The organism is Streptomyces seoulensis, from assembly GCF_004328625.1.
GTDB lineage: Bacteria > Actinomycetota > Actinomycetes > Streptomycetales > Streptomycetaceae > Streptomyces > Streptomyces seoulensis.
This window is the reverse complement of record NZ_CP032229.1, coordinates 1,241,993-1,262,914: the sequence shown is the minus strand read 5'-3', so window position 1 is coordinate 1,262,914 and position 20,922 is coordinate 1,241,993. Positions and strand designations below refer to the sequence as shown.

24 protein-coding genes are annotated in these 20,922 nt (G+C 70.9%); 18 read left to right on the top strand and 6 right to left on the bottom strand.

Features of this window, described 5'->3' with window-relative positions; genetic code table 11:
* The 8 genes from D0Z67_RS05970 (at position 1) to D0Z67_RS05935 (ending at position 6,069) form a co-directional block, all read left to right on the top strand.
* Positions 1 to 432, top strand: a complete 432-nt coding sequence (locus D0Z67_RS05970; protein WP_031182104.1) for an ATP-binding protein — start codon at positions 1 to 3, stop codon at positions 430 to 432.
* Between the two features lie 166 nt (positions 433 to 598).
* Positions 599 to 1,303: a 3-oxoacyl-[acyl-carrier-protein] reductase gene (gene fabG, locus D0Z67_RS05965; protein WP_031182105.1), complete on the top strand. Its 705-nt coding sequence runs from the start codon at positions 599 to 601 to the stop codon at positions 1,301 to 1,303.
* Between the two features lie 5 nt (positions 1,304 to 1,308).
* Positions 1,309 to 2,076, top strand: coding sequence for an enoyl-ACP reductase FabI (gene fabI, locus D0Z67_RS05960; protein WP_031182106.1), 768 nt, complete (start codon positions 1,309 to 1,311; stop codon positions 2,074 to 2,076).
* A 475-nt stretch (positions 2,077 to 2,551) separates the two neighbouring features.
* Complete coding sequence (locus tag D0Z67_RS05955; RefSeq protein WP_031182107.1) at positions 2,552 to 2,905, top strand: hypothetical protein; 354 nt, start codon at positions 2,552 to 2,554, stop codon at positions 2,903 to 2,905.
* 65 nt (positions 2,906 to 2,970) lie between these two features.
* On the top strand, positions 2,971 to 3,717 hold the full coding sequence (locus D0Z67_RS05950) for an ATP-binding cassette domain-containing protein (RefSeq protein ID WP_031182108.1): 747 nt from the start codon (positions 2,971 to 2,973) through the stop codon (positions 3,715 to 3,717).
* Positions 3,708 to 5,024 (top strand): DUF7224 domain-containing protein, encoded by a 1,317-nt coding sequence (locus D0Z67_RS05945; RefSeq protein ID WP_031182109.1) that lies wholly within the window; start codon positions 3,708 to 3,710, stop codon positions 5,022 to 5,024. Before D0Z67_RS05950 ends, D0Z67_RS05945 begins: the two co-directional genes overlap by 10 nt.
* 4 nt (positions 5,025 to 5,028) lie before the next feature.
* Positions 5,029 to 5,619, top strand: a complete 591-nt coding sequence (locus tag D0Z67_RS05940) for a hypothetical protein (RefSeq protein ID WP_051887840.1) — start codon at positions 5,029 to 5,031, stop codon at positions 5,617 to 5,619.
* 108 nt (positions 5,620 to 5,727) lie between these two features.
* On the top strand, positions 5,728 to 6,069 hold the full coding sequence (locus D0Z67_RS05935; protein ID WP_031182111.1) for a hypothetical protein: 342 nt from the start codon (positions 5,728 to 5,730) through the stop codon (positions 6,067 to 6,069).
* On the opposite strand, the gene D0Z67_RS05930 is transcribed toward D0Z67_RS05935, so the two are convergent.
* Positions 6,047 to 6,739, bottom strand: coding sequence for a FadR/GntR family transcriptional regulator (locus D0Z67_RS05930; RefSeq protein ID WP_031182112.1), 693 nt, complete (start codon positions 6,737 to 6,739; stop codon positions 6,047 to 6,049). The two genes, D0Z67_RS05935 and D0Z67_RS05930, sit on opposite strands and share 23 nt — an antisense overlap.
* Before the next feature lie 67 nt (positions 6,740 to 6,806).
* Between D0Z67_RS05930 and D0Z67_RS05925 the strand changes: the two genes are divergently transcribed.
* From D0Z67_RS05925 to D0Z67_RS05915, 4 genes are all read left to right on the top strand, one after another.
* Complete coding sequence (locus D0Z67_RS05925; protein WP_031182113.1) at positions 6,807 to 8,081, top strand: CynX/NimT family MFS transporter; 1,275 nt, start codon at positions 6,807 to 6,809, stop codon at positions 8,079 to 8,081.
* 49 nt (positions 8,082 to 8,130) lie between these two features.
* Entirely contained in the window at positions 8,131 to 8,253 is a 123-nt protein-coding gene (locus D0Z67_RS30385) for an SGM_5486 family transporter-associated protein (protein WP_267881280.1), read from the top strand.
* Between the two features lie 171 nt (positions 8,254 to 8,424).
* Positions 8,425 to 8,616 (top strand): hypothetical protein, encoded by a 192-nt coding sequence (locus D0Z67_RS05920; RefSeq protein WP_031182114.1) that lies wholly within the window; start codon positions 8,425 to 8,427, stop codon positions 8,614 to 8,616.
* A gap of 78 nt (positions 8,617 to 8,694) precedes the next feature.
* A complete protein-coding gene (locus D0Z67_RS05915) occupies positions 8,695 to 9,213 on the top strand; it encodes a SixA phosphatase family protein (protein ID WP_031182115.1) in 519 nt (172 codons plus the stop codon).
* A 55-nt stretch (positions 9,214 to 9,268) separates the two neighbouring features.
* On the opposite strand, the gene serB is transcribed toward D0Z67_RS05915, so the two are convergent.
* On the bottom strand, positions 9,269 to 10,492 hold the full coding sequence (gene serB, locus D0Z67_RS05910) for a phosphoserine phosphatase SerB (protein ID WP_031182116.1): 1,224 nt from the start codon (positions 10,490 to 10,492) through the stop codon (positions 9,269 to 9,271).
* 250 nt (positions 10,493 to 10,742) lie between these two features.
* On the opposite strand from serB, the gene D0Z67_RS05905 reads away from it, so the two are divergent.
* Positions 10,743 to 13,250, top strand: a complete 2,508-nt coding sequence (locus D0Z67_RS05905) for an ABC transporter ATP-binding protein/permease (protein ID WP_031182117.1) — start codon at positions 10,743 to 10,745, stop codon at positions 13,248 to 13,250.
* 88 nt (positions 13,251 to 13,338) lie between these two features.
* Here D0Z67_RS05905 and D0Z67_RS05900 read toward each other — a convergent pair whose 3' ends face one another.
* Entirely contained in the window at positions 13,339 to 14,088 is a 750-nt protein-coding gene (locus D0Z67_RS05900; RefSeq protein WP_031182118.1) for a transglycosylase SLT domain-containing protein, read from the bottom strand.
* Between the two features lie 433 nt (positions 14,089 to 14,521).
* On the opposite strand from D0Z67_RS05900, the gene D0Z67_RS05895 reads away from it, so the two are divergent.
* Complete coding sequence (locus D0Z67_RS05895; RefSeq protein ID WP_031182119.1) at positions 14,522 to 15,667, top strand: GAF domain-containing sensor histidine kinase; 1,146 nt, start codon at positions 14,522 to 14,524, stop codon at positions 15,665 to 15,667.
* The gene (locus D0Z67_RS05890; protein WP_031182120.1) at positions 15,660 to 16,301 is read left to right on the top strand and encodes a response regulator; all 642 of its coding nucleotides are present in this window, start codon (positions 15,660 to 15,662) and stop codon (positions 16,299 to 16,301) included. Before D0Z67_RS05895 ends, D0Z67_RS05890 begins: the two co-directional genes overlap by 8 nt.
* Positions 16,302 to 16,310: 9 nt before the next feature.
* Here D0Z67_RS05890 and D0Z67_RS05885 read toward each other — a convergent pair whose 3' ends face one another.
* Complete coding sequence (locus D0Z67_RS05885) at positions 16,311 to 17,093, bottom strand: hypothetical protein (protein ID WP_078873423.1); 783 nt, start codon at positions 17,091 to 17,093, stop codon at positions 16,311 to 16,313.
* Positions 17,094 to 17,242: 149 nt separating this feature from the next.
* Between D0Z67_RS05885 and D0Z67_RS05880 the strand changes: the two genes are divergently transcribed.
* The 3 genes from D0Z67_RS05880 to D0Z67_RS05870 all read left to right on the top strand — a co-directional run bounded on the left by D0Z67_RS05880 (position 17,243) and on the right by D0Z67_RS05870 (position 19,642).
* Positions 17,243 to 18,034: an ABC transporter ATP-binding protein gene (locus D0Z67_RS05880; protein WP_031182122.1), complete on the top strand. Its 792-nt coding sequence runs from the start codon at positions 17,243 to 17,245 to the stop codon at positions 18,032 to 18,034.
* A 73-nt stretch (positions 18,035 to 18,107) separates the two neighbouring features.
* Positions 18,108 to 18,539 (top strand): NfeD family protein, encoded by a 432-nt coding sequence (locus D0Z67_RS05875; RefSeq protein WP_031182123.1) that lies wholly within the window; start codon positions 18,108 to 18,110, stop codon positions 18,537 to 18,539.
* 131 nt (positions 18,540 to 18,670) lie between these two features.
* Entirely contained in the window at positions 18,671 to 19,642 is a 972-nt protein-coding gene (locus tag D0Z67_RS05870) for an SPFH domain-containing protein (protein WP_031182124.1), read from the top strand.
* Between the two features lie 63 nt (positions 19,643 to 19,705).
* Here D0Z67_RS05870 and D0Z67_RS05865 read toward each other — a convergent pair whose 3' ends face one another.
* Entirely contained in the window at positions 19,706 to 20,215 is a 510-nt protein-coding gene (locus tag D0Z67_RS05865) for an HNH endonuclease (RefSeq protein WP_031182125.1), read from the bottom strand.
* Positions 20,216 to 20,359: 144 nt separating this feature from the next.
* Positions 20,360 to 20,899: a YbhB/YbcL family Raf kinase inhibitor-like protein gene (locus tag D0Z67_RS05860; RefSeq protein WP_031182126.1), complete on the bottom strand. Its 540-nt coding sequence runs from the start codon at positions 20,897 to 20,899 to the stop codon at positions 20,360 to 20,362.
* Between the last annotated feature and the right edge of the window lie 23 nt (positions 20,900 to 20,922).

Sequence of the window (20,922 nt, the reverse complement as noted above, 5' to 3'; positions counted from 1 at the left end):
ATGTCGCCCACACCCGCCCAAGAGGCAGTCACCGTACGTACGTTCGCGCAGCGTTTCTCCGCCACCCGCCGGGGCGCCCGGCTCGCCCGCCGACTCGCCACGCACCAGTTGGACCAGTGGGGCCACCCGTACGGCACCCCCACCTCCGACACCGTCGCCCTGCTCGTCGCCGAACTCGCCGCGAACGCCGTGCTCCACGGCCGCGTACCGGGAAGGGACTTCGAACTGCGCCTCCACCAGACCCCCGACCGCATCCGCGTGGAGGTCTCGGACACCCACCCCGCCCACCCCAAGCTCCCCGCCCAGGACCCCACCGCAGAGGGAGGCAGGGGCCTCCTCCTGATCGAGGCGGTAGCCACCCGCTGGGGCACGAGCCCCAGGACGGGACCGGGCAAGACGGTGTGGGCGGAGTGCGAGACGGGAGAGTCCTGATCTGTAGGAATCCGACAGGAGCAGGGATGTGTCACTGTCGGTGCCCGATTGTCCGTGGTCGCGGGCGGACCGATAGGTTTCTTGGGAAGCCGCCTGTCAGGCCCGTCACGAGGGCGTCCGGGCGGATTGTCGGAACGTTGTAGACCGCTGATGAAAGGGTGATCCGTTGAGCCGCTCGGTTCTCGTCACCGGAGGCAACCGGGGCATCGGCCTCGCCATCGCCCGCGCTTTCGCCGACGCCGGCGACAAGGTCGCCATCACGTACCGCTCGGGTGAGCCCCCGGCGGGCTTCCTGGCCGTCAAGTGCGACATCACCGACGCCGAGCAGGTCGAGCAGGCGTACAAGGAGATCGAGGAGCGGCACGGCCCGGTCGAGGTGCTGGTCGCGAACGCCGGCGTCACCAAGGACCAGCTGCTGATGCGGATGTCCGAGGAGGACTTCACCTCGGTCATCGACACGAACCTGACCGGCACCTTCCGGGTGGTCAAGCGGGCCAACCGGGGCATGCTGCGGGCCAAGAAGGGCCGCGTCGTACTGATCTCCTCGGTCGTCGGCCTGCTGGGCTCGGCGGGGCAGGCGAACTACGCCGCGTCGAAGGCCGCGCTGGTCGGCTTCGCGCGCTCGCTCGCCCGTGAGCTGGGCTCGCGCAACCTCACCTTCAACGTCGTCGCCCCCGGCTTCGTCGATACCGACATGACCAAGGCGCTCACCGACGAGCAGCGCAAGGGCATCGTGTCGCAGGTACCGCTCGGCCGGTACGCCGAGCCGGAGGAGGTGGCCGCGGCGGTGAAGTTCCTCGCCTCGGACGACGCCTCGTACATCACTGGAGCCGTCATTCCCGTTGACGGCGGACTGGGAATGGGTCACTGAACACCATGAGCGGAATTCTCGACGGCAAGCGCATCCTGATCACGGGCGTGCTGATGGAGTCCTCCATCGCCTTCCACGTCGCCAAACTGGCCCAGGAGCAGGGCGCCGAGATCATCCTGACCGCGTTCCCGCGGCCCACGCTGACCGAGCGCATCGCCAAGAAGCTGCCGAAGCCGGCGAAGGTCATCGAGCTGGACGTCACCAACGAGGAGCACCTCGCGCGCCTGGCCGACATCGTCGGCGAGGAGCTGGGCGGCCTCGACGGCATCGTCCACTCCATCGGCTTCGCCCCGCAGGACGCCCTCGGCGGCAACTTCCTGAACACCCCGTTCGAGTCGGTCGCCACCGCCATGCACGTCTCGGCGTTCTCGCTCAAGGCGCTCACCATGGCCTGCCTGCCGCTGATGCAGAACGGCGGCTCGGTCGTCGGCCTCACCTTCGACGCGCAGTACGCCTGGCCGCAGTACGACTGGATGGGCCCGGCCAAGGCCGCCCTGGAGGCCACCAGCCGCTACATGGCGCGTGACCTGGGCAAGCAGAACATCCGCTGCAACCTCATCTCCGCGGGCCCGATCGGCTCCATGGCCGCGAAGTCCATCCCGGGCTTCTCCGACCTGGCCGCCGTCTGGGACACCCGTTCCCCGCTGGAGTGGGACCTGAAGGACCCGGAGCCCGCCGGAAAGGGCGTCGTCGCCCTCCTCAGCGACTGGTTCCCCAAGACCACCGGCGAGATCATCCACGTCGACGGCGGTCTGCACGCGATCGGCGCCTGACCAACACCGCGCACACGAGAGGCCCGTACCCCTTCAAGGGGGTGCGGGCCTCTCCGTCGCGTGGGGACATGCGAAGCCGCCCAGGGGGCACGCGTTCACACATCCAGAGGTGCGGACGCGCCCAACAGGCCACTCACCGGGGCGACTTGACGTTTCGCTGGTGATCGCTTGTCCGAATAACTACGCGTATTTTACCTGGAATTGATCACGAATCGATCACGGTGATCATGATCCGCTTTCGCGGGCTGTGAATAGCGGGTGAAGCTTGGGTGCCCCTCCGGGTCGCACTCCCGGAGAGGCGGCGAGGCCGAATCCGGCCTCGCGAACGCCGTCACACCAGGAGTGATCCATGCGTTCGTCCCTCAATATAAGCAAGGTCGCCGCAGTTGTGGCCTGCGCCGCCGTGTTGCCGCTCGCCGCGGCGCCCGCCGCATCCGCCGAGGACGCCTAGGGAAGCAAGGCGCAGGGTGGCGGAGTGTCCATCCAGGCCATCGACAGCTACCTCTCGGGCGTACGGCCGGGCTTCCAGTCCAGCAAGACCGACATCGGCTCGGCACCGACGATCATCGACTTCTACAACTGCAAGACCTCGGACCACGGCTTGGTGGACGAGTCGACCAAGGTCCAGCTGATCAACTACAACTACACCACCCCGAACGAGTATTGGGAGGAGAAGACCTTCACCGCCTGCTTCGACGGAGGTCAGTCCCACGGAGAGTGGGCCGGACGCAAGGGCGATGACCTCTTCTTTCAGATCAAGGCGGTGAACGGGACCACGAACAGCGGCAGTGGGCCGACGCTCAGCGCGACTCGCGTTCACATGTGGTGATTTGAGGAGCCAGAGGGCCCGCACCGATCCGGTGCGGGCTTTTCCACCGTCAGAGAGCACGCCCCATGCCCATCGGCTTCCACTCCGCTGCGTTCGGTTATCGACGCCGCACTCCGGTCATCCACGACTTCACCTTTGTCTTTCCGCCCGGGCGGACCGTGTTTCTCGGCCCCAACGGGGCGGGGAAGTCGACGGTCCTGTCTCTGGCGGCTTCCGTGCTGATGCCGAGGTCCGGCACCGTCGCGTACGGCAGGCAGAGGACCGGCCGGCGCGGTGACCTCGCCGAATACCGCCGGCGTATCGCATGGCTGCCCCAGCGCATCGAGTCGGTGCCCCGGCTGACCGCCCGCGAACAGGTGGCCTACGTCGGCTGGCTGAAGGGCATGAACCGCAGGGACGCCTGGGACGCCTCCCTCGGCGCCCTCCAGCGGGTCGAACTCGCGGACTTCGCCGACCGCAAGGTGCACCGGCTGTCCGGCGGACAGCAGCGTCGGGTCGGCGTCGCGCAGTCCCTGGTGCACGAGGCCGAAGTCCTCCTCCTGGACGAGCCGACGGCCGGCATGGACCCGCGCCAGCGACGCGTCTTCCACGAGATCCTCGCCGGACTCGACCAGCACGTACTGCTCTCCACCCACGACGTCGCCGACCTGGAGGACACCTACGACCACGTCGTCGTCCTCAACGGCGGAACCGTCCGGTTCGCCGGCGCGGTACGCGAGTTCCACGCCATGGCACCACCCGGCACCGCGCCCGGCCGCCTCGCGGAAGCCGCGTACTACCACACGGTCCAGGAGGAGACCGCATGCGCGTGACGACAGCGCTGCGGACCACCAGCGTGGTCTGGGTCGCACCTCTGGTCCTCGCGTGGGTGTGGCTCGTCACCAGTCACGAGGCCGCGAACGAACCCGCCTACTGGGCCGGCAACACCGCCCTGGTCGGTCACACCCTGCCCTTCTACGCCCCGGCCTGCGCGGCCTTCGCGGCCTGGGAGGCCGGGCGGCTGAAGCGGGCCGGTGTCCAGCGGCTGGCACCCGTACGCGGCAGATACGCGATCGCCTTCGGCGTCCTGTGGCCCGTGGTGGCCCTCGGAGTGACGGCGGTCGCGGCCTGCCTGCTGACCGTGCGCCTGGAGACCGGCGCGGCACACGACTGGCCGCACCTGGGCGTCCTCGCCATGGCCGGCTACCTCATCATCGTCCACACCGTCATGGGCTACGGGCTCGGCATGCTGCTGCCCCGCATTCTGGCCACCCCGCTGATCCTCGTCGTCGACTACCTGTGCCTCGTCATGCCGGTCACGGTCGTCGACCCGATGTGGCTGCGCGAACTGACCGGATGGCTCGACGCCCCCTACGGGGACCTGACCGTCACCATGAACCCGGTGGCGCTCGCCGTCCCGATGGTGCTGGCCACGGGCATCCTGGCCGCCGTGCTGGTCAGCGCCGGGATCGCCCGGTGGCGCGGCCCCCGCGTCGTACGCGTCGGCGCCGCGGCCGCCGCGTCCGTGGTCTGCCTGAGCGTGTTCACCGTCTCGGCCGTCATGCCCGTGCGCGACTGGACCGGTGACCCGCCGCCGCGCCCCCGCGCCGACCCGCCGGTGTGCGCGGGCGCCGCACCCCGGATCTGCGTCCCCGTAGAGGCCGCGGGCAGCCTGAAGCCGCTGTCCGGCGCCGCGAAAGAGGTCGTACCGCGTCTCGTCGACGCGGGCATGGAGCCGCCGGAGCAACTCGCCTTCGTCTCCGACGCGGCCCGCACCGGCCCCCGGACGTGGAAGCTGTTCCTCTACCGCGACATGACCGACGTCGACCTGAGGGCGAGCATCGCCGCGTCGGCGCTGCCCACGATGCCGTCGTGCCCCGACACCTCCGACGTCCGCACCGGCCACGCGGGCACGCTCGCCGCCTGGCTGATGGTCAAGGGCGGCATGGGCGCCGACGAGATCCAGAGCCAGCGCGGCCAGAAACTGGCCGCCGACCCCCGGGTGATGTCCGTGGTGGACAAGGAGACGAAACTGCCCTCCGCCCAGCAGCTCGCGTGGTTCACCCGCAACGTCACGCTGCTGAAGCGGTGCCTGCCCGCCCCGGAGACCCTGCCGGCCGTTGCCGCAGAAGGGGAGTGACCCGATGCGCATCTGGCTGAGAACGCGATGGATCACCGTCCTCGCCGCAGCGCTCGCGGCCTACGCCGCGCTGACCGCGGCGGCCGGCGACACCCTGGTCGACCTGCCCTCCCTGGGCAGCGATGCCGCCCGGCCCCTGGTGCTCTTCGCTCCGCTCCTGGTCTGCATGGGGCTGGCGGTCTGCCTTGGCAGCAGGCTCCCCGCCGCCGAGGCGTCGGGCAGCCGTCCGGTGGGCCGCTTCGACCAGGCGCTCATCCTGGCCGCCGTCCTGGCCACCGTCGTGGTGGCGTACGCGGTCGCCGTGCTCCTCGACGCCCCGACTGCGAACACGGCGGGCCGCAATACGGCGTTCCTGGTCGGGCTGATGCTCTGCGCGCGCCGGATCGCGGGTCATCAGGCGGCGGCCATCACCCCCGTCGCCTGGGTGATCACGATGATGCTCATCGGCAACACGGGCGGCAGCGGTCAGCCCCACCCCTGGACGGTCATCCTCATGCCCCCGGACCACCTGCCCGTCGCCCTCGCCGCCACCGCCGTGCTGGCTCTCGGCGTGGGCTCGGCCCCGCACGCCGCGATGCTCCGCGAGGCCACCTGAGCCGCCCCGTCAACCGTTCGGGTCACCGGCCGGGCCGTCCCGGCTCCGGCGGCGCACGCTCGTAGTACGCGTCCCCTCCGCAGCCCTGGCCGAGGAGGTTTCCTCTACGTGCGTCCTTCCCGCAGCCTGACCCCGGTGACCGTGGTCGCGGCGCTCGTCCTCGCGCTGCCCGGCGGTGTCGCGCGCGCCGGTGACGGCAAGCCGCACGCGCCCGACCTCTTCGGGGCGTCCTGCCGTATCAAGGTGGACGGGTCCGAGGTGGTGGCGTACTGCCACAACCCGTATGTGCACGTCGACCGGGTGCGGCTGCATGTCGAGTGCGCCCGGTGGTGGGACATCGACACCGACAGCGCCCCGGTGGCGGCGGGGCCCGCCCTGACGGTGAAGCTGACCGGGCGGTGCTGGAAGGAGATCCGGGTGGTGTGGATCAGTCACCAGAAGGCGGGCTGAACCGCTCCGGACGGCACTGGAAGGGGTAGCCCGCCGCCTCCGTGGCCGCCGCCCGCGCGTCCCCGGTGCGGATCGCGTCCACCAGCCGGGTGTGGTCCATGTACGCACGCGGCTCCAGCTCGGCGCCCACGTCCGCGCGCAGCCACTCCCGCAGCACCTCGCCGAGGTCCGCGTACATCGCCGTCATCACGTCGTTGTGCGAGGCGGACACCACGGCCAGGTGGAAGGTGGCGTCGGCCGTCACGAACGCCTCCGCCTCCCCGGCCTCCCACGCCTCCTCGCGCCGGGTCAGCAGCGCGTCCAGCTGCTTGAGGTCCTTCTCGGTACGCCGCTCCGCCGCCAGCCGCGCCGCCGACGACTCCAGGGTGGACCGCAGCTCCGCGATGTGCCGGGGATCGGCGTCCGCGAACCTGCGGTGCATCACCCCGGCCAGCTCGCTGGTGGCGACCACATAGGTGCCGGAGCCCTGGCGGATGTCGAGGAGGCCGTTGTGCGCGAGTGCACGTACCGCCTCGCGGACGGTGTTGCGGGCCACGCCCAGCTGCTCGACCAGCTCCGGCTCGGTGGGGATGCGGGAGCCGACCGGCCACTCGCCGGACGTGATCTGGGCGCGCAGCTCCGCGATGACCTGTTCGGACAGCGCCGACCGGCGCGGGTGGCTCAGAGGCATGGCTCACCTTGGCACGTGAGTTCCGGCCCGCACCAACGGAATGGACAACCAATCATCCCATGATTCTATGATGGGTCTCATGGCTGAGGAGACCCGGACCGTGCGGAAGCCCGCCGTCCCCGAAACAAGCACCCCCCTGACGACACCCACCGCCCCGCCCGCCTGGGCCGTGCGCCTGGTGATCGTCGGCATCGTGCTGGCCGCGCTCAACCTCCGCCCGGCCATCACCAGCCTGGGCGCCCTCCTGGAGGAGGTCCGCGACGGCCTCGGCATGAGCGGCGGCGTCGCCGGACTGCTCACCTCCGTGCCCCCGCTCTGTTTCGCCGTCTTCGGCGCCACCGCGCCCCGTCTCGCCCGCCGCTTCGGCCCCGGCGCGGTGGTCTGCGCGGGCATGACCGCCATCACCGCCGGCCTGCTGATCCGCCCCTACATCGGCTCCACCGCCGGATTCCTGGCGGCCAGCGCGCTCGCCCTCATGGGCATCGCGCTGAGCAACGTGCTGATGCCGGTCATCGTCAAGCGCTGGTTCCCGGACCGCGTCGGCAGCATGACCGGCCTGTACTCGATGGCGCTGGCCCTCGGCACCGCCGTCGCCGCCGCCGTCGCCGTGCCGGTCACCGGCGCCCTCGGCGGCCACTGGCAGTCCGGGCTCGCCGTCTGGGCCGTCCTCGCGGGCATCGCCGTACTGCCCTGGCTGCCGCTGGTCCGCGAGCGGGTGCCCGCGCCCGTCCCGGTGCCGGGCGCGGAGGCGGGCCCCCGGCTGCGCATCGCCCGCAGCCGCACCGCCTGGGCGCTCGCCGTCTTCTTCGGCCTCCAGGCCACCGCCGCGTACATCACCATGGGCTGGATGCCGCAGATCTTCCGCGACGCCGGCGTCCCGGCCGGTACGGCGGGCGTGCTGCTCGCGGTCACCATGGTGATGGGCGTCCCGCTGGCCTTCGTCATCCCGCGCGTGGCGAGCCGGCTGCCGCACCAGGGGCCCATCGTGCTGGTCCTGGGCGCCTGCGGCCTCGCCGGGTACGCCGGGCTGTACCTCGCTCCCGCCACCGGGGCCTGGGCCTGGGCGGTGCTGCTGGGCATCGCCAACTGCGCCTTCCCGCTCGCGCTCACCATGGTCGGCATGCGGGCCCGCACCGGTCCGGGCGTGGCCCAGCTGTCCGCGTTCGCGCAGAGCACCGGGTACCTGCTCTCCATCCCCGGGCCGCTGCTGGTCGGCGTGCTGTACCAGCGCAGCGGGGGCTGGGGCGTGCCGATCGCGCTCATGGCCGCGCTGATGCTGCCGCAGATGGCGGTCGGGTTCCTCGCCGGGCGCGACCGGATCGTGGAGGACGAGGCCCACTGAGGCCGGGGGCGGCGGCCCCTGGCCCCGGCGGGGGTGGGACACTGGCCGCATGCAGCCTGTGCTCGACCCGAACCCCCAGAACGGCCAGAAGAAGATGCTGATCGTCTTCGGCTCCTTCTTCGCCATCTTCGTCGTCATCGGCATCGTCGCGATGCTGCTCGCCCCCTCCTGACCGTCTCCGCCCGGAGGGGTCCGGCGGGGGTTTTCCCCACCATCCCCTAGGGGGCGGAGATCAGGGTCAAGTGGGTGGAAGCCCGGATGGGTTGACCGGCGGTGACCGCGTAGCTTCGAGGGGTACCGGGAGAGCGATTCCCGGACGGTCCGACGAGCGACGGAGGCGACCATGCCGGCACCCGCCCACACCCGGCCCCACCCCGCCGGCACCCGGCTGCCCTGGTGGGCGCTGGCGCTGCCGATACTCGCGTTCGTCGCGCTGCTCCTGCTGATCATGAACCCCTCCGACGCGCACGCGGCGAGCGGCGACCCCGCCCTCGCGCAGATACTGGAGCGCGCCCGGCACCTCGCGGAGCGCTGAGGGCGGCCCCCTGCCACCGGTGAATCCGCATGTCAACTCCCTGCGCCAGGTGGCCTGTTTCATGCGAAGCTGGGTGACATGAGCGTCGCTGAACCCCGCAGGATCGTCCTCTTCCGCCATGCGAAAGCCGACTGGCCCCAGGTTTCCGACGATGAGCGGCCCCTCGCCGACCGGGGCCGCGCGGACGCCCCCGTCGCCGGCAGCAGGCTCGCCGACACCGGGATCTCCTTCGACCTGGCCGTCTGCTCCACCGCGGTACGCACCCGCGAGACATGGAAACTCGCCGTACCCGAGCTGGATCACCGGCCGAAAACGGTCTATGAGGACCGGGTCTACGACGCCTCGCCCGGCGAGCTGATCGCCGTGCTGAACGAGACGCCGGACGACGTGCGCGACGCGATCCTCATCGGCCACAACCCCGGCGTGCACAACCTGGTCGAGATCCTCGCCGGAACCGCCGAGGGCGACGCCCGCGAGCGGATGAACCGGCGCGGCTTCCCCACCTCCGCCTTCGCCGTGCTGACCTTCGACGGCGACTGGAAGGACCTGGAGCCGGGCAAGGCGACGCTGGTCGACTACTGGGCGCCCTCGGAGTGACCTGCCCGGACATGCGGAAGGGCCCGGAAGGTTCCGGGCCCTTCGTCGCGTCCGCTCAGTCCTCGTCGTGCGTCTGCGCCGCCTCGACCTCTTCCCGGCTGACGCCCAGCAGATAGAGCACGGTGTCCAGGAAGGGGAAGTTCACCGCCGTGTGCGCGGCCTCGCGGACCACCGGCTTGGCGTTGAAGGCCACGCCCAGACCCGCCGCGTTCAGCATGTCCAGGTCATTGGCGCCGTCACCGATCGCCACCGTCTGCGACAGCGGCACCCCCGCCTCGGCGGCGAACCGGCGCAGCAGCCGCGCCTTGCCCGCCCGGTCCACGACCTCACCGGTGACCTTGCCGGTCAGCTTCCCGTCGGCGATCTCCAGCGTGTTGGCATGCGCGAAGTCCAGCCCCAGCCGGTCCTGGAGCGCGTCCGTGACCTGGGTGAAGCCGCCGGACACCACCCCGACCTGATAGCCGAGCCGCTTCAGCGTACGGATCAGGGTCCGCGCGCCCGGCGTCAGCCGGACCTCCTCGCGGACCTTGTCCACCACCGACGCGTCCAGCCCCTTCAGCAGCGCCACCCGCGCGTGCAGCGACTGCTCGAAGTCCAGCTCCCCGCGCATCGCCGCCTCGGTCACCGCCGCCACCTCCGCCTCGCAGCCGGCGTGCGCGGCGAACAGCTCGATGACCTCGTCCTGGATCAGGGTCGAGTCCACGTCCATCACCACGAGCCGCTGCGCCCGCCGGTGCAGGCCCGCCGAGACCACGGCGATGTCGACACCGAGTGCCGAGGCGCTCGCGGCCAGCGCGCTGCGCAGCGGCTCGGTCGCCACGCCGGACACCGCGAACTCCACGGCGGTCACGGGGTACTTGGCGAGCCGGAAGATACGGTCGATGTTGCCGCCGGCCCCGGCGATCCGCGCCGCGATGGCCGCCGTCGACTCGGCGGTCAGGGGGTGCCCGAGCACCGTCACCAGGGAGCGGCCGACACCGCGCGGGCGGTTGTCGCCGTGCCCCGAGATGATCTCGGCCTGCATCTTCATCGACTCGGCCCAGCTGTGCACGGTCGACCGGAGGTCGCCCTCCAGCCCCTCACCGGGCTGCGTGACCAGCGCGCACAGCACCAGCCGGCCCCGCGTCACGACCTGCTCGATGTCGACCACGTCGACCTGGAAGGCGGCCAGGGTGTCGAACAGCCCGGCCGTGATACCGGGCCGGTCCTTCCCGAACACCTTGACGAGAAGAGTGGGGACCTCACCGGTCCGCGAAGCGGTGATCTGCGAAGCGCTCATGGTCCCACCACCGTATCCGCCCCCGAACACCCCCCGCCCGACAGGTCCGCCGGCTGGACGGCGCCCCGGCCCGTCCCGCTCGCGGTCAATTGGCCCCCTCCGCACCGGTATCCGCCCCCCCGACTCCCGTCCCCCCACCCGCCCGGCTAACAGTTCGGCGGTCCCGCCTGGAATAGTTCCCCACGATGTTCGACATCCCTAGACTCCCCGTGTCGGGGGTAATTCGGGGGACAACTCAGTGGGGCATGGAGTGCCGGAACTCGTACTGGAAACAAACGGACGGACCTGGACGCTGGAGCCGTCCCGGTCCTATGCCCTCGGACGTGATCCGCAGGGCGACATCGTCTTCGACGACGCCAGGGTGTCGTGGCGCCACGCCACGGTCCGTTTCGACGGGCACACCTGGGTCATCGAGGACCACGGCAGCACCAACGGCACGTTCGTGCAGGGCCACCGCGTCGGCCGGACGGAACTGGGCGCCGGCACGGCCGTACACCTGGGCAACGCGACCGACGGCCCGCGGCTGAACCTGACCGGGGCCGACGCGCACCAGGCCGCGCCGTACGCCGCCCAGTCCGCCACCTGGGCCCAGCAGACGCAGGCCGTACCGCAGGCCACCCAGCCGCAGCCGCAGCCGCAGGGCGCCGAGTGGCACAGCGGCCCGCAGCAGGCCCCGGCCTTCCCGCACCAGCAGGGCGGCACGCCCGCCGCGCCGGACCAGCACGCGCACGGCGACCGCAGCCCGACCACGTTCCACCAGTTCGCCCTCGGCCATGTGATGCGCATCGGCCGTTCGCTGGACAACGACCTCGTCGTCTCCGACCTCCAGGTCTCCCGGCACCACGCCGAGTTCCAGACGACCCCCGAGGGCCGCTTCGAGATCCGCGACCTCGGCTCGCACAACGGCACGTACGTCAACGGCCAGCCCATCGCCAAGGGCGGCACCGCGGTCCTCGGCCCGGACGACATCGTCGGTGTCGGCCACTCCGCCTTCCGCATCGTCGGCGACCGGCTGGAGGAGTTCGTCGACACCGGCGAGGTGTCCTTCTCCGCCCGCCACCTCACCGTCACGGTCGACGGCGGCAAGCAGATCCTGCGGGACGTCTCCTTCGGCGCCCCCGAGAAGTCGCTGATCGCGGTCATCGGCCCGTCCGGCTCCGGCAAGTCCACCCTGCTCAAGGCGCTCACCGGCTACCGCCCCGCCAACGAGGGCGAGGTGCTCTACGACAACCGGAACCTGTACAAGCAGTTCGCCGAGCTGCGCCAGCGCATCGGCCTGGTCCCGCAGGACGACATCCTGCACAAGGAGCTGAGCGTACGGAAGGCGCTGAAGTACGCGGCCAAGCTGCGCTTCCCCGCCGACACCACCCCCGCCGAGCGCGACGCCCGCATCGACGAGGTGCTGCGCGAGCTGAAGCTCGACATCCACAAGGACAAGAAGGTCACATCCCTCTCCGGCGGCCAGCGCAAGCGCGTCTCGGTCGCCCTGGAGCTGCTGACCAAGCCCTCGCTGATCTTCCTGGACGAGCCGACCTCGGGCCTCGACCCGGGCATGGACCGCGACGTCATGCAGCTGCTGCGCGGCCTCGCCGACGACGGCCGTACCGTCCTGGTCGTCACCCACTCCGTCGCCGAGCTGGCCCTGTGCGACAAGCTGCTGGTGATGGCGCCTGGCGGCGCGGTGGCCTACTTCGGCCCGCCGGAGGAGGCGCTGAACTTCTTCGGCTACGACACCTGGGCCGACGTCTTCTCCGCCTTCGAGAACTACCGCGACTACGACTGGGCGGGCCGCTGGAAGGGCTCGCAGCACTACCAGATGTACGCCGCCGACCTGGACGCCGTCGCGGCCCAGTCCGTCACCGCGCCGCCGCCGCAGGCGGTCAAGCCGCCCAAGCCGCAGAGCTGGGGCTCCCAGCTGTTCACGCTGGTCCGGCGGTACGTGTCGGTCATCGGCTCCGACAAGGGCTTCCTGGCGCTCACGGTGATCCTGCCGGCCGTGCTCGGCGCGGTCAGCCTGCTGATCGACCACGAGAAGGGGCTGCTGGTCAACCCGCTCAACCCCAGAACCGGCCTGCACGTGCCCAACGGCACGGCGACGACGGTCCTGCTGATCCTCGCGGTCGGCGCCTGCTTCGCGGGCGCGGCGAACTCGGTCCGCGAGCTGATCAAGGAGCGGGTGATCTACGAGAGGGAGCGCGCGACCGGCCTGTCCCGCTCGGCCTACCTGATGTCCAAGGTGGTCGTGCTGGGCGCCGTCACGGTGCTCCAGGGCCTCATGGTGGGCCTGATCGGCTTCGCCAGCCGGGAGATCCCGGAGCGGGGCCTCGTCCTCGGCGGCTCGACGCTGATCGAGCTGTGCCTGCCGATCATGGCACTGGGCTTCACGTCGATGATGTTCGGTCTGGTCATCTCGTCGCTGGTGCGCACCGCGGAGAAGACCATGCCGCTGCTGGTGATGTTCGCGATCATCCAGGTCGTGTTCACGGGGTGCCTGTTCACACTGCACGGCACGCCCGGTGTCAACGAGTTCTCGTACCTGATGCCGTCCCGCTGGGCGGTGGCCGCGGCCGGCACCACGCTGGACTTCAACAACATCGCGCCGAACACCGACGACCCGACCAGTACCGACCCGCTGTGGAACCACTCGGCGGCGGCCTGGAGCCTGGACATGGTCGTGCTGATCGCGCTCGGGGTGGCCTGCGGCTTCCTCGTCTCGCGCTTCCTGCGGCGGCACGAGCCCGAGGTCATGCGCAAGTAGCGGCGCTCACTCCTCGAGAAGTCACGTGAAGGGCGGCACCCCGTACGGGTGCCGCCCTTCGGCGTCGTCTCAGAGGTCCGCGCCGACCTCAGTACGCGCTGTTGACGTTGTCGATCGAGCCGTACCGGTGCGCCGCGTAGTTGGCGGCGGCGGTGATGTTGGCGACCGGGTCGTAGATGTCGTTCGAGGTGCCCTTCACGTGGTACGTGGCGAAGGTGGGCGGGATCACCTGGAGCAGGCCCTTGGACGGGACGCCGTTGATGGCGTTGATGTCCCAGCCGTTGATGGCGCGGGGGTTGCCGGAGGACTCCCGCATGATGTTCTTGTGCAGGCCGTGGTAGCTGCCCGGGATGCCCTTGGAGTGCATGATGTCGAGCGACTGGCGGATCCAGCCGTCGAGGTTGTTCTTGTAGGTCTTGGCGGCGACGGTCTCCATCTGGGGACGCTTCGCGGACCGGTCGGCGGCCTTCTTGGCGGAGCGCGACTCGGCGGCCTTGCGCTCGGCCGCGGCCTTCTTCGCGGCGTCGGCGGCCTTCTGCTTGGCAGCGGCCTGCTGCTTGGCCTTGATGGCGTCGAGCTTGACCTTGTCGCCGGTCAGCGGGCTGCTGAGCGTGGCGTGCAGGTCGCGGGTCTGGGTCTGCTCGGCGGCCACCGGCTTGGCGGCCACGGCCGGGGTACCACCGGCCACGGTCGTGGCACCGCCGGGAACGGCGGACAGGGCGATGGCAGCGGCGCCGAGGGTGCTGACACCCGCGATGGCGATCTTGTGCTGCTTGTTCAGCGCGGAGAACTTCTCGAGCGGGCGACTGAGACGACGATTCAGGGTGTTCTTGGGCATGGCTTGATGGACCTCTTCGTTAGCGCGGAGGTCGCTCTCGCGTCCGCCGGGGAAATCGGTTCCTCCAGCACGAACGCCGCGGGGTGAACCGCGGCGCTGAGCGACATGAGCAATTCTTAGCGGCCGCAAAATGCCCTGGCAATGATGTGACGTACGAAGCCGGGTAGTGGATCAGGTCCACGTAAAACAGGACAGACCAGCCCATCCGCCCCGTTCATCTAGGGGTGCTCTGTCTCCTATGTCCGTTCGTAAGTGATGTGCGCCCTATGCGAGGGCTCACACCGGTACGGGCCCGATGTCACGCCGGGCTCATCGTGCGCTTCTCTGCGTTAGCAAACTCCCCCCACACCCTGATGTCTGTGCGTGCCCGCCCGCCCGCGCGCGTTGTACCTCCTCGTGAGGCCTCCTGGCACCACGCCGGTACCGTGAGGGCATGCATCCAGGTCCCCGGTCCGGTCTCGCCGCGGTGAGCGCCGCGCTGCTGGCCATGAGCAGGCATCTGGAGGTGCGCGACGTCCTCAAGACGATCGTCGCCTCCGCCCGCGACCTGCTCGACGCCCAGTACGCGGCCCTCGGCGTCCCGGACGACCACGGGGGCTTCGCCCAGTTCGTCGTCGACGGCGTCAGCGACGCCCAGTGGAAGGCCATCGGTCCGCTGCCCCGCCAGCACGGCATCCTCGCCGCGATGCTGCGCGAGGGGCGCCCGGTCCGCCTCGGCGACGTGCGCGAGGACCCCCGCTTCGAGGGCTGGCCCGACGCCCACCCCGAACTCGCCGACTTCCTGGGCCTGCCCGTCCGCGACGGCGACGAGATCATCGGCGCCCTCTTCCTCGCCAACAAGAACTGCCCCAAGCCACAAGGCGGTTGCGGCTTCACCGCCGAGGACGAGGACCTGCTCGGCATCCTCGCCCAGCACGCCGCCATCGCCCTGACCAACGCCCGCCTCTACGAACGCAGCCGCGAGCTGACCATCGCCGAGGAACGCTCCCGTCTCGCCCACGAACTCCACGACGCCGTCAGCCAGAAGCTGTTCTCCCTGCGCCTGACCGCCCAGGCCGCCACCGCCCTCGTGGACCGCGACCCCGCCCGCGCCAAGGACGAACTCCACCAGGTCGCCGCCCTCGCCGCCGAAGCCGCCGACGAACTGCGCGCCGCCGTCGTCGAGTTGCGCCCCGCCGCCCTGGACGAGGACGGCCTGCCCGCCACCCTGCGCACCCAGATCCAGGTGCTCGACCGGGCCCACACCGCCCGCGTCACCTTCAGCGGCCACGGCCTGCGCGCCCTGCCCGCCGCCCAGGAGGAGGCCCTGCTGCGCGTCGCCCAGGAAGCCCTGCACAACGCCCTGCGCCACTCCGGCGCCGAGAACGTCCACGTCGACCTGGCGCGGCGCGGCCGGGGAGCCGTCCTCAAGGTCACCGACGACGGGCGCGGCTTCGACCCCACCGCCGTCCGCCGCGCCGGCCGCCACCTCGGCCTCGTCTCCATGCGGGACCGGGCCGACGGCGTGGGCGGCTCACTCACCGTGGAATCGGCGCCCGGCAAGGGCACCGCGATCGAGATGGAGGTCCCCGGTGGCTGAGCCGATCCGGGTGCTGCTCGTCGACGACCACCAGGTCGTCCGCCGTGGACTGCGCACCTTCCTGGAGGTGCAGGACGACATAGAAGTGGTCGGCGAGGCCGCCGACGGCGCCGAGGGGATCGCCCGCGCCGAGGAACTGCGGCCCGCCGTGATCCTCATGGACGTCCTCATGCCGGGCACCGACGGCATCGACGCCCTGCGCGGACTCCGCGAACGCGGCAACCCCGCCCGCGTACTGATCGTCACCAGCTTCACCGAGCGCCGTACCGTCGTCCCCGCCCTGCGCGCGGGCGCCGCCGGGTACGTCTACAAGGACGTCGACCCCGACGCGCTCGCCGCCGCCATCCGCTCCGTGCACGCCGGGCACATCCTGCTCCAGCCCGAGGTCGCCGAGGCCCTCCTCACCCAGGACGGGCCCAACTCGGGCCAGGGGAGGGGCGGTTCACTCACCGAACGGGAGCGCGAGGTACTCGGCCTCATTGCCGACGGCCGCTCCAACCGGGAGATAGCCCGCGCCCTGGTCCTCTCCGAGAAGACCGTCAAGACGCATGTCTCCAACATCCTGATGAAGCTCGACCTCGCCGACCGCACCCAGGCCGCCCTGTGGGCCGTACGGCACGGCATGACCGACTGAACCGGGACGTCAGCGCCGCTCCCGCTCCTCCACCACCGAGTTGTACGCCGCCACCCGCGCCCGCCGCGCCGTCCGCTCCACCGGGCGCAACGCCTCGGCGCGGGCCCCCATCTCCGAGGCGCTCACCGCCCCGCCGTGCCCCCGCTCCTCGGCCAGCGAGACCAGCAGCCCCACCCGCCCCGCCAGCTCCAGCACCCGCGCGGCACGCGGCGGATACCCCGGCGCCAGCACCTCCCCGTCCCGCTCGGCACGCGCCCGGTACGCGTCGATCGCCGCCGCGGCCATCGGCCCCGACCCCGCCACGTCCAGCCGGGACAGCACCTCGGTGGCCTCCCGCAGCGCCTCCGCCAGCTCCCGCTCCGCCTCACCGAGCGAGGGCACGTCGGCCGGGGGAGCCTCCCGCACCGGGAGCACGTGCCACACCACCTCCACGTGCACGTCGCCCGCCGGACCCGCCTCGGAGACCTCCGGCACCAGCCCGAAGGCGGCCCCCGTGCACACCACCGCCTCCCCGGCGGCCAGCGCCCGCGCGTTGAAGTCCGGCGGACCGCTCAGCCCCAGCGGATGCCCCGGCGCGGGCAGTGCCACCCTGAGCCCGCTCACCCCGAGCGCCCGCAGCCGGCCCAGCGCCAACGTGAGACCCACCACCCCGTTCTCACCCGGCAGCCCGGCCACCCGGTGCACCGCGTCGTCACCGACAGCGGCCAGCACGGCGTCATCCGGCGAGACAAGTCCGACCAAGAGGGCATTTCCCCAAGCGGCGAGGCGTCCTGAACGTGGTTCCGTGAGCATGCCCCCACCCTAAGGACCGGACCGATGGAATGGAGCGGGGCACTCGTGGCGTAGATTTCATATGGGCTGCGCCCATCGGCGCGGCGACCCAGCCACAGGCGTACGCGACAGCCGGGACCGGCCGCAGATCAAGGGGAGACAACGCGCTCATGAGCGATGTTCTGGAGCTTCAGGACGTATCCGTGGTCCGTGAGGGCCGGGCTCTGGTGGACCAGGTCTCCTGGTCGGTCAAGGAGGGCGAGCGCTGGGTCATCCTCGGCCCCAACGGCGCCGGCAAGACCACCCTCCTGAACGTCGCGTCCAGCTACCTCTTCCCCACCCAGGGCACCGCCACCATCCTCGGCGACACCCTCGGCAAGGTCGACGTCTTCGACCTGCGCCCCCGCATCGGCATGGCCGGCATCGCCATGGCGGAGAAGCTCTCCAAGCGCCAGACCGTCCTCCAGACCGTCCTCACCGCCGCCTACGGCATGACCGCCGGCTGGCAGGAGGAGTACGAGGACGTCGACGAGCAGCGCGCCCGCGCCTTCCTCGACCGTCTCGGCATGAGCGACTTCCTCGAACGCCGCTTCGGCACCCTCTCCGAGGGCGAGCGCAAGCGCACCCTGATCGCCCGCGCCCTGATGACCGACCCCGAGCTGCTGCTCCTGGACGAGCCCGCCGCGGGACTCGACCTCGGCGGCCGCGAGGACCTGGTCCGCCGCCTCGGCCGGCTCGCCCGCGACCCCATCGCGCCCTCCATGATCATGGTCACCCACCATGTCGAGGAGATCGCCCCCGGCTTCACCCACGTCCTCATGATCCGCCAGGGCAAGGTGCTCGCCGCCGGACCGATCGAGCTGGAACTGACCTCCCGCAACCTCTCCCGCTGCTTCGGCCTCCCGCTCGTCGTCGAGCAGGCCGGCGAGCGCTGGACCGCGCGCGGCCTCCCGCTCGGCTGACCCGCCGCTTTCGGCCACCACCGGTCCGTCCGCACCCTGTCGGCGGCCCGGCCCCCGGACCTACCATGACCGGGTGAACGCCATAGACGCATGGGTGTGGTGGCTCGTCGTCGCCGTGGCCCTCGGAATCCCGCTCGTCGTCACCGCCATGCCCGAATTCGGCATGCTCGCCGTCGGGGCCGTGGTCGCCGCGGGCGCGGCCGGACTCGGCTTCGGCATCGTCGTCCAGGTCCTCGCCTTCGTGATCGTCTCCGTCGCGCTGATCGCGGTGGTCCGTCCGATCGCGGCCCGCCACAGCAGCCGGCACCCCCATCTGCCCACCGGGATCGACGCGTTGAAGGGCAGACAGGCCGTCGTCACCGAACGGGTCGACGGCTCCGGCGGACGCGTCAAGCTCGCCGGAGAGATCTGGTCCGCCCGCGCCCTCGACGCCGCCCGCGCCTACGACGTCGGCCAGGAGGTGGACGTCGTCGACATCGACGGCGCCACCGCGCTCGTCATCTGACCTCGCACGACTCAACTGAACCGAACAGCACGCGACTTGCCGGACGGTCTGGCAGACTCGACCGGCAAGATCCTTCACGGCCACGGCATCCGCCGCGCGCACCGAAGCGGAGAGGGGATACGGGGAACACGATGGAACCGGTCATCATCGTCCTGGTCATTCTGGTGGTGTTGGTCTTCATCGCCCTGATCAAGACCATCCAGGTCATCCCACAGGCCAGCGCCGCCATCGTCGAGCGCTTCGGCCGCTACACGCGCACCCTGAACGCGGGCCTGAACATCGTCGTCCCGTTCATCGACACCATCCGCAACCGCATCGACCTGCGCGAACAGGTCGTACCGTTCCCGCCCCAGCCGGTGATCACCCAGGACAACCTGGTGGTCAACATCGACACCGTCATCTACTACCAGGTCACCGACGCCCGCGCCGCCACCTACGAGGTCGCCAGCTACATCCAGGCGATCGAGCAGCTCACCGTCACCACGCTGCGCAACATCATCGGCGGCATGGACCTGGAGCGGACCCTGACCTCCCGCGAGGAGATCAACGCGGCCCTGCGCGGCGTCCTCGACGAGGCCACCGGCAAGTGGGGCATCCGCGTCAACCGTGTCGAGCTGAAGGCCATCGAGCCGCCCACCTCCATCCAGGACTCGATGGAGAAGCAGATGCGTGCCGACCGCGACAAGCGCGCCGCGATCCTCACCGCCGAGGGCACCCGGCAGGCCGCCATCCTCACCGCCGAGGGCGAGAAGCAGTCCCAGATCCTGCGCGCCGAGGGTGAGGCCAAGGCCGCCGCCCTCCGCGCCGAGGGCGAGGCCCAGGCCGTACGCACCGTCTTCGAGGCCATCCACGCGGGCGACCCGGACCAGAAGCTCCTCTCCTACCAGTACCTCCAGATGCTCCCGAAGATCGCCGAGGGCGACGCCAACAAGCTCTGGATCGTCCCCAGCGAGATCGGCGACGCCCTCAAGGGCCTCTCCGGCGCCATGGGCAACTTCGGCAACTTCGGCGGAGGCGGGGGCGGCGGCGGGGGCGCCGTACCCCAGCAGAACAAGGGCACCGCCACCGGCACCGACCGCCGCGAACGCCCGACCATCGACTGAGCCGGACACGACAGAGGGCCCGCTCTCCCGGCAGGGGAAAGCGGGCCCTCTGTCATACATGCCCTATGCCGCCGCGGGCGGCGCCAGCCACTCCGGCAGCGCCGCGAAGTCGGCCGACCCCAGCGCCAGCAGCATCGCGTCCGCCGGAGTCGGCTCGAACGGCTGCCGCAGCAACGGCATCCCCGCCTGCGCCGGCGTCCGGTCCGCCTTGCGGTGATTGTCCTCCGCGCAGGACGCCACCGTGTTCAGCCAGGAGTCCGCGCCCCCCTGCGCCCGGGGCACCACATGGTCCACCGTGGTCGCCGCCCGCCCGCAGTACGCGCAGCGGTGCCGGTCCCGCACCAGCACACCCCGCCGCGACCACGGCGCTTGTCTTCGGAACGGCACCCTTACGTATCTGCACAGCCGGATCACCCGTGGCGCCGGCATGTCCACCGCCGTGCCGCGCATCCGCAGCCCGGTGTGCGCCTGCTCCACCACCGCCTTGTCCTGGAGCACCAGCACGACGGCACGGTTCACCGTCACCGTCGACAGCGGCTCGAAACTCGCGTTCAGGACCAATGTGCCACGCATCCCGCCCACCTCCCGTGCGCCTGTCCGCACCCCCGGCGGACCTGGATCAACTCTGGACGGACGCAACGAGATGGACAACGAAATAAAAAGCGCCCGCCCCTGATCAATTCCAAGACCAGGGGCGGGCAAACACCGAAGGGGTACTCAGCCCTGCGCGGGAATCTCGTACTCCCCGATGAGCTGGGCACGCGCCAGCGCGTGGAAACGCAGGTTGAAGCCGACGACCGCCGGAGTGGCGTCCGCGCCGATCCCCAGCTTCTCCTCGTCCACCGCGTACACCGTGAACACATACCGGTGCGATCCGTCGCCGGGCGGCGGGGCCGCGCCGACGTAGCCCGGCGCGCCGTAGTCGTTGCGCGCCTGGATCGCGCCCTTGGGCAGCTCCGCGAAGTCACCGCTGCCCGCGCCCGCCGCCAGCTCGGTCACCGAGGCCGGGATGTCGAAGACCACCCAGTGCCAGAAACCGCTGCCGGTCGGCGCGTCCGGGTCGAAGCAGGTCACGGCGAAGCTCTTGGTCTCCGCCGGGAAGCCGGACCAGCTCAGCTCGGGAGAGGTGTTCCCCTCCGACTGCACCTGGGCGTCCTTCAGCGTCCCGCCCTCGGTGATGTCCTCACTCGTCACCGTGAACGACGGCACGGGCGGATGGAACTCATGGGGGAGCGGCCGCCGCTTGTGCTCGGTCACGTCGATACCTCCTGCTGATCGTT

Coding starts and splice junctions, on each gene's coding strand:
- D0Z67_RS05885 (WP_078873423.1), bottom strand. CDS start 17,093: ATGCTCACGGAACCACGTTCAGGACGCCTCGCCGCTTGGGGAAATGCC.
- D0Z67_RS05895 (WP_031182119.1), top strand. CDS start 14,522: ATGCATCCAGGTCCCCGGTCCGGTCTCGCCGCGGTGAGCGCCGCGCTG.
- D0Z67_RS05880 (WP_031182122.1), top strand. CDS start 17,243: ATGAGCGATGTTCTGGAGCTTCAGGACGTATCCGTGGTCCGTGAGGGC.
- D0Z67_RS05865 (WP_031182125.1), bottom strand. CDS start 20,215: ATGCGTGGCACATTGGTCCTGAACGCGAGTTTCGAGCCGCTGTCGACG.
- D0Z67_RS05925 (WP_031182113.1), top strand. CDS start 6,807: ATGATGGGTCTCATGGCTGAGGAGACCCGGACCGTGCGGAAGCCCGCC.
- D0Z67_RS05945 (WP_031182109.1), top strand. CDS start 3,708: ATGCGCGTGACGACAGCGCTGCGGACCACCAGCGTGGTCTGGGTCGCA.
- D0Z67_RS05930 (WP_031182112.1), bottom strand. CDS start 6,739: ATGCCTCTGAGCCACCCGCGCCGGTCGGCGCTGTCCGAACAGGTCATC.
- D0Z67_RS05915 (WP_031182115.1), top strand. CDS start 8,695: ATGAGCGTCGCTGAACCCCGCAGGATCGTCCTCTTCCGCCATGCGAAA.
- D0Z67_RS05950 (WP_031182108.1), top strand. CDS start 2,971: ATGCCCATCGGCTTCCACTCCGCTGCGTTCGGTTATCGACGCCGCACT.
- D0Z67_RS05920 (WP_031182114.1), top strand. CDS start 8,425: ATGCCGGCACCCGCCCACACCCGGCCCCACCCCGCCGGCACCCGGCTG.
- D0Z67_RS05870 (WP_031182124.1), top strand. CDS start 18,671: ATGGAACCGGTCATCATCGTCCTGGTCATTCTGGTGGTGTTGGTCTTC.
- D0Z67_RS05900 (WP_031182118.1), bottom strand. CDS start 14,088: ATGCCCAAGAACACCCTGAATCGTCGTCTCAGTCGCCCGCTCGAGAAG.
- fabI (WP_031182106.1), top strand. CDS start 1,309: ATGAGCGGAATTCTCGACGGCAAGCGCATCCTGATCACGGGCGTGCTG.
- D0Z67_RS05970 (WP_031182104.1), top strand. CDS start 1: ATGTCGCCCACACCCGCCCAAGAGGCAGTCACCGTACGTACGTTCGCG.
- D0Z67_RS30385 (WP_267881280.1), top strand. CDS start 8,131: ATGCAGCCTGTGCTCGACCCGAACCCCCAGAACGGCCAGAAGAAGATG.
- serB (WP_031182116.1), bottom strand. CDS start 10,492: ATGAGCGCTTCGCAGATCACCGCTTCGCGGACCGGTGAGGTCCCCACT.
- D0Z67_RS05940 (WP_051887840.1), top strand. CDS start 5,029: ATGCGCATCTGGCTGAGAACGCGATGGATCACCGTCCTCGCCGCAGCG.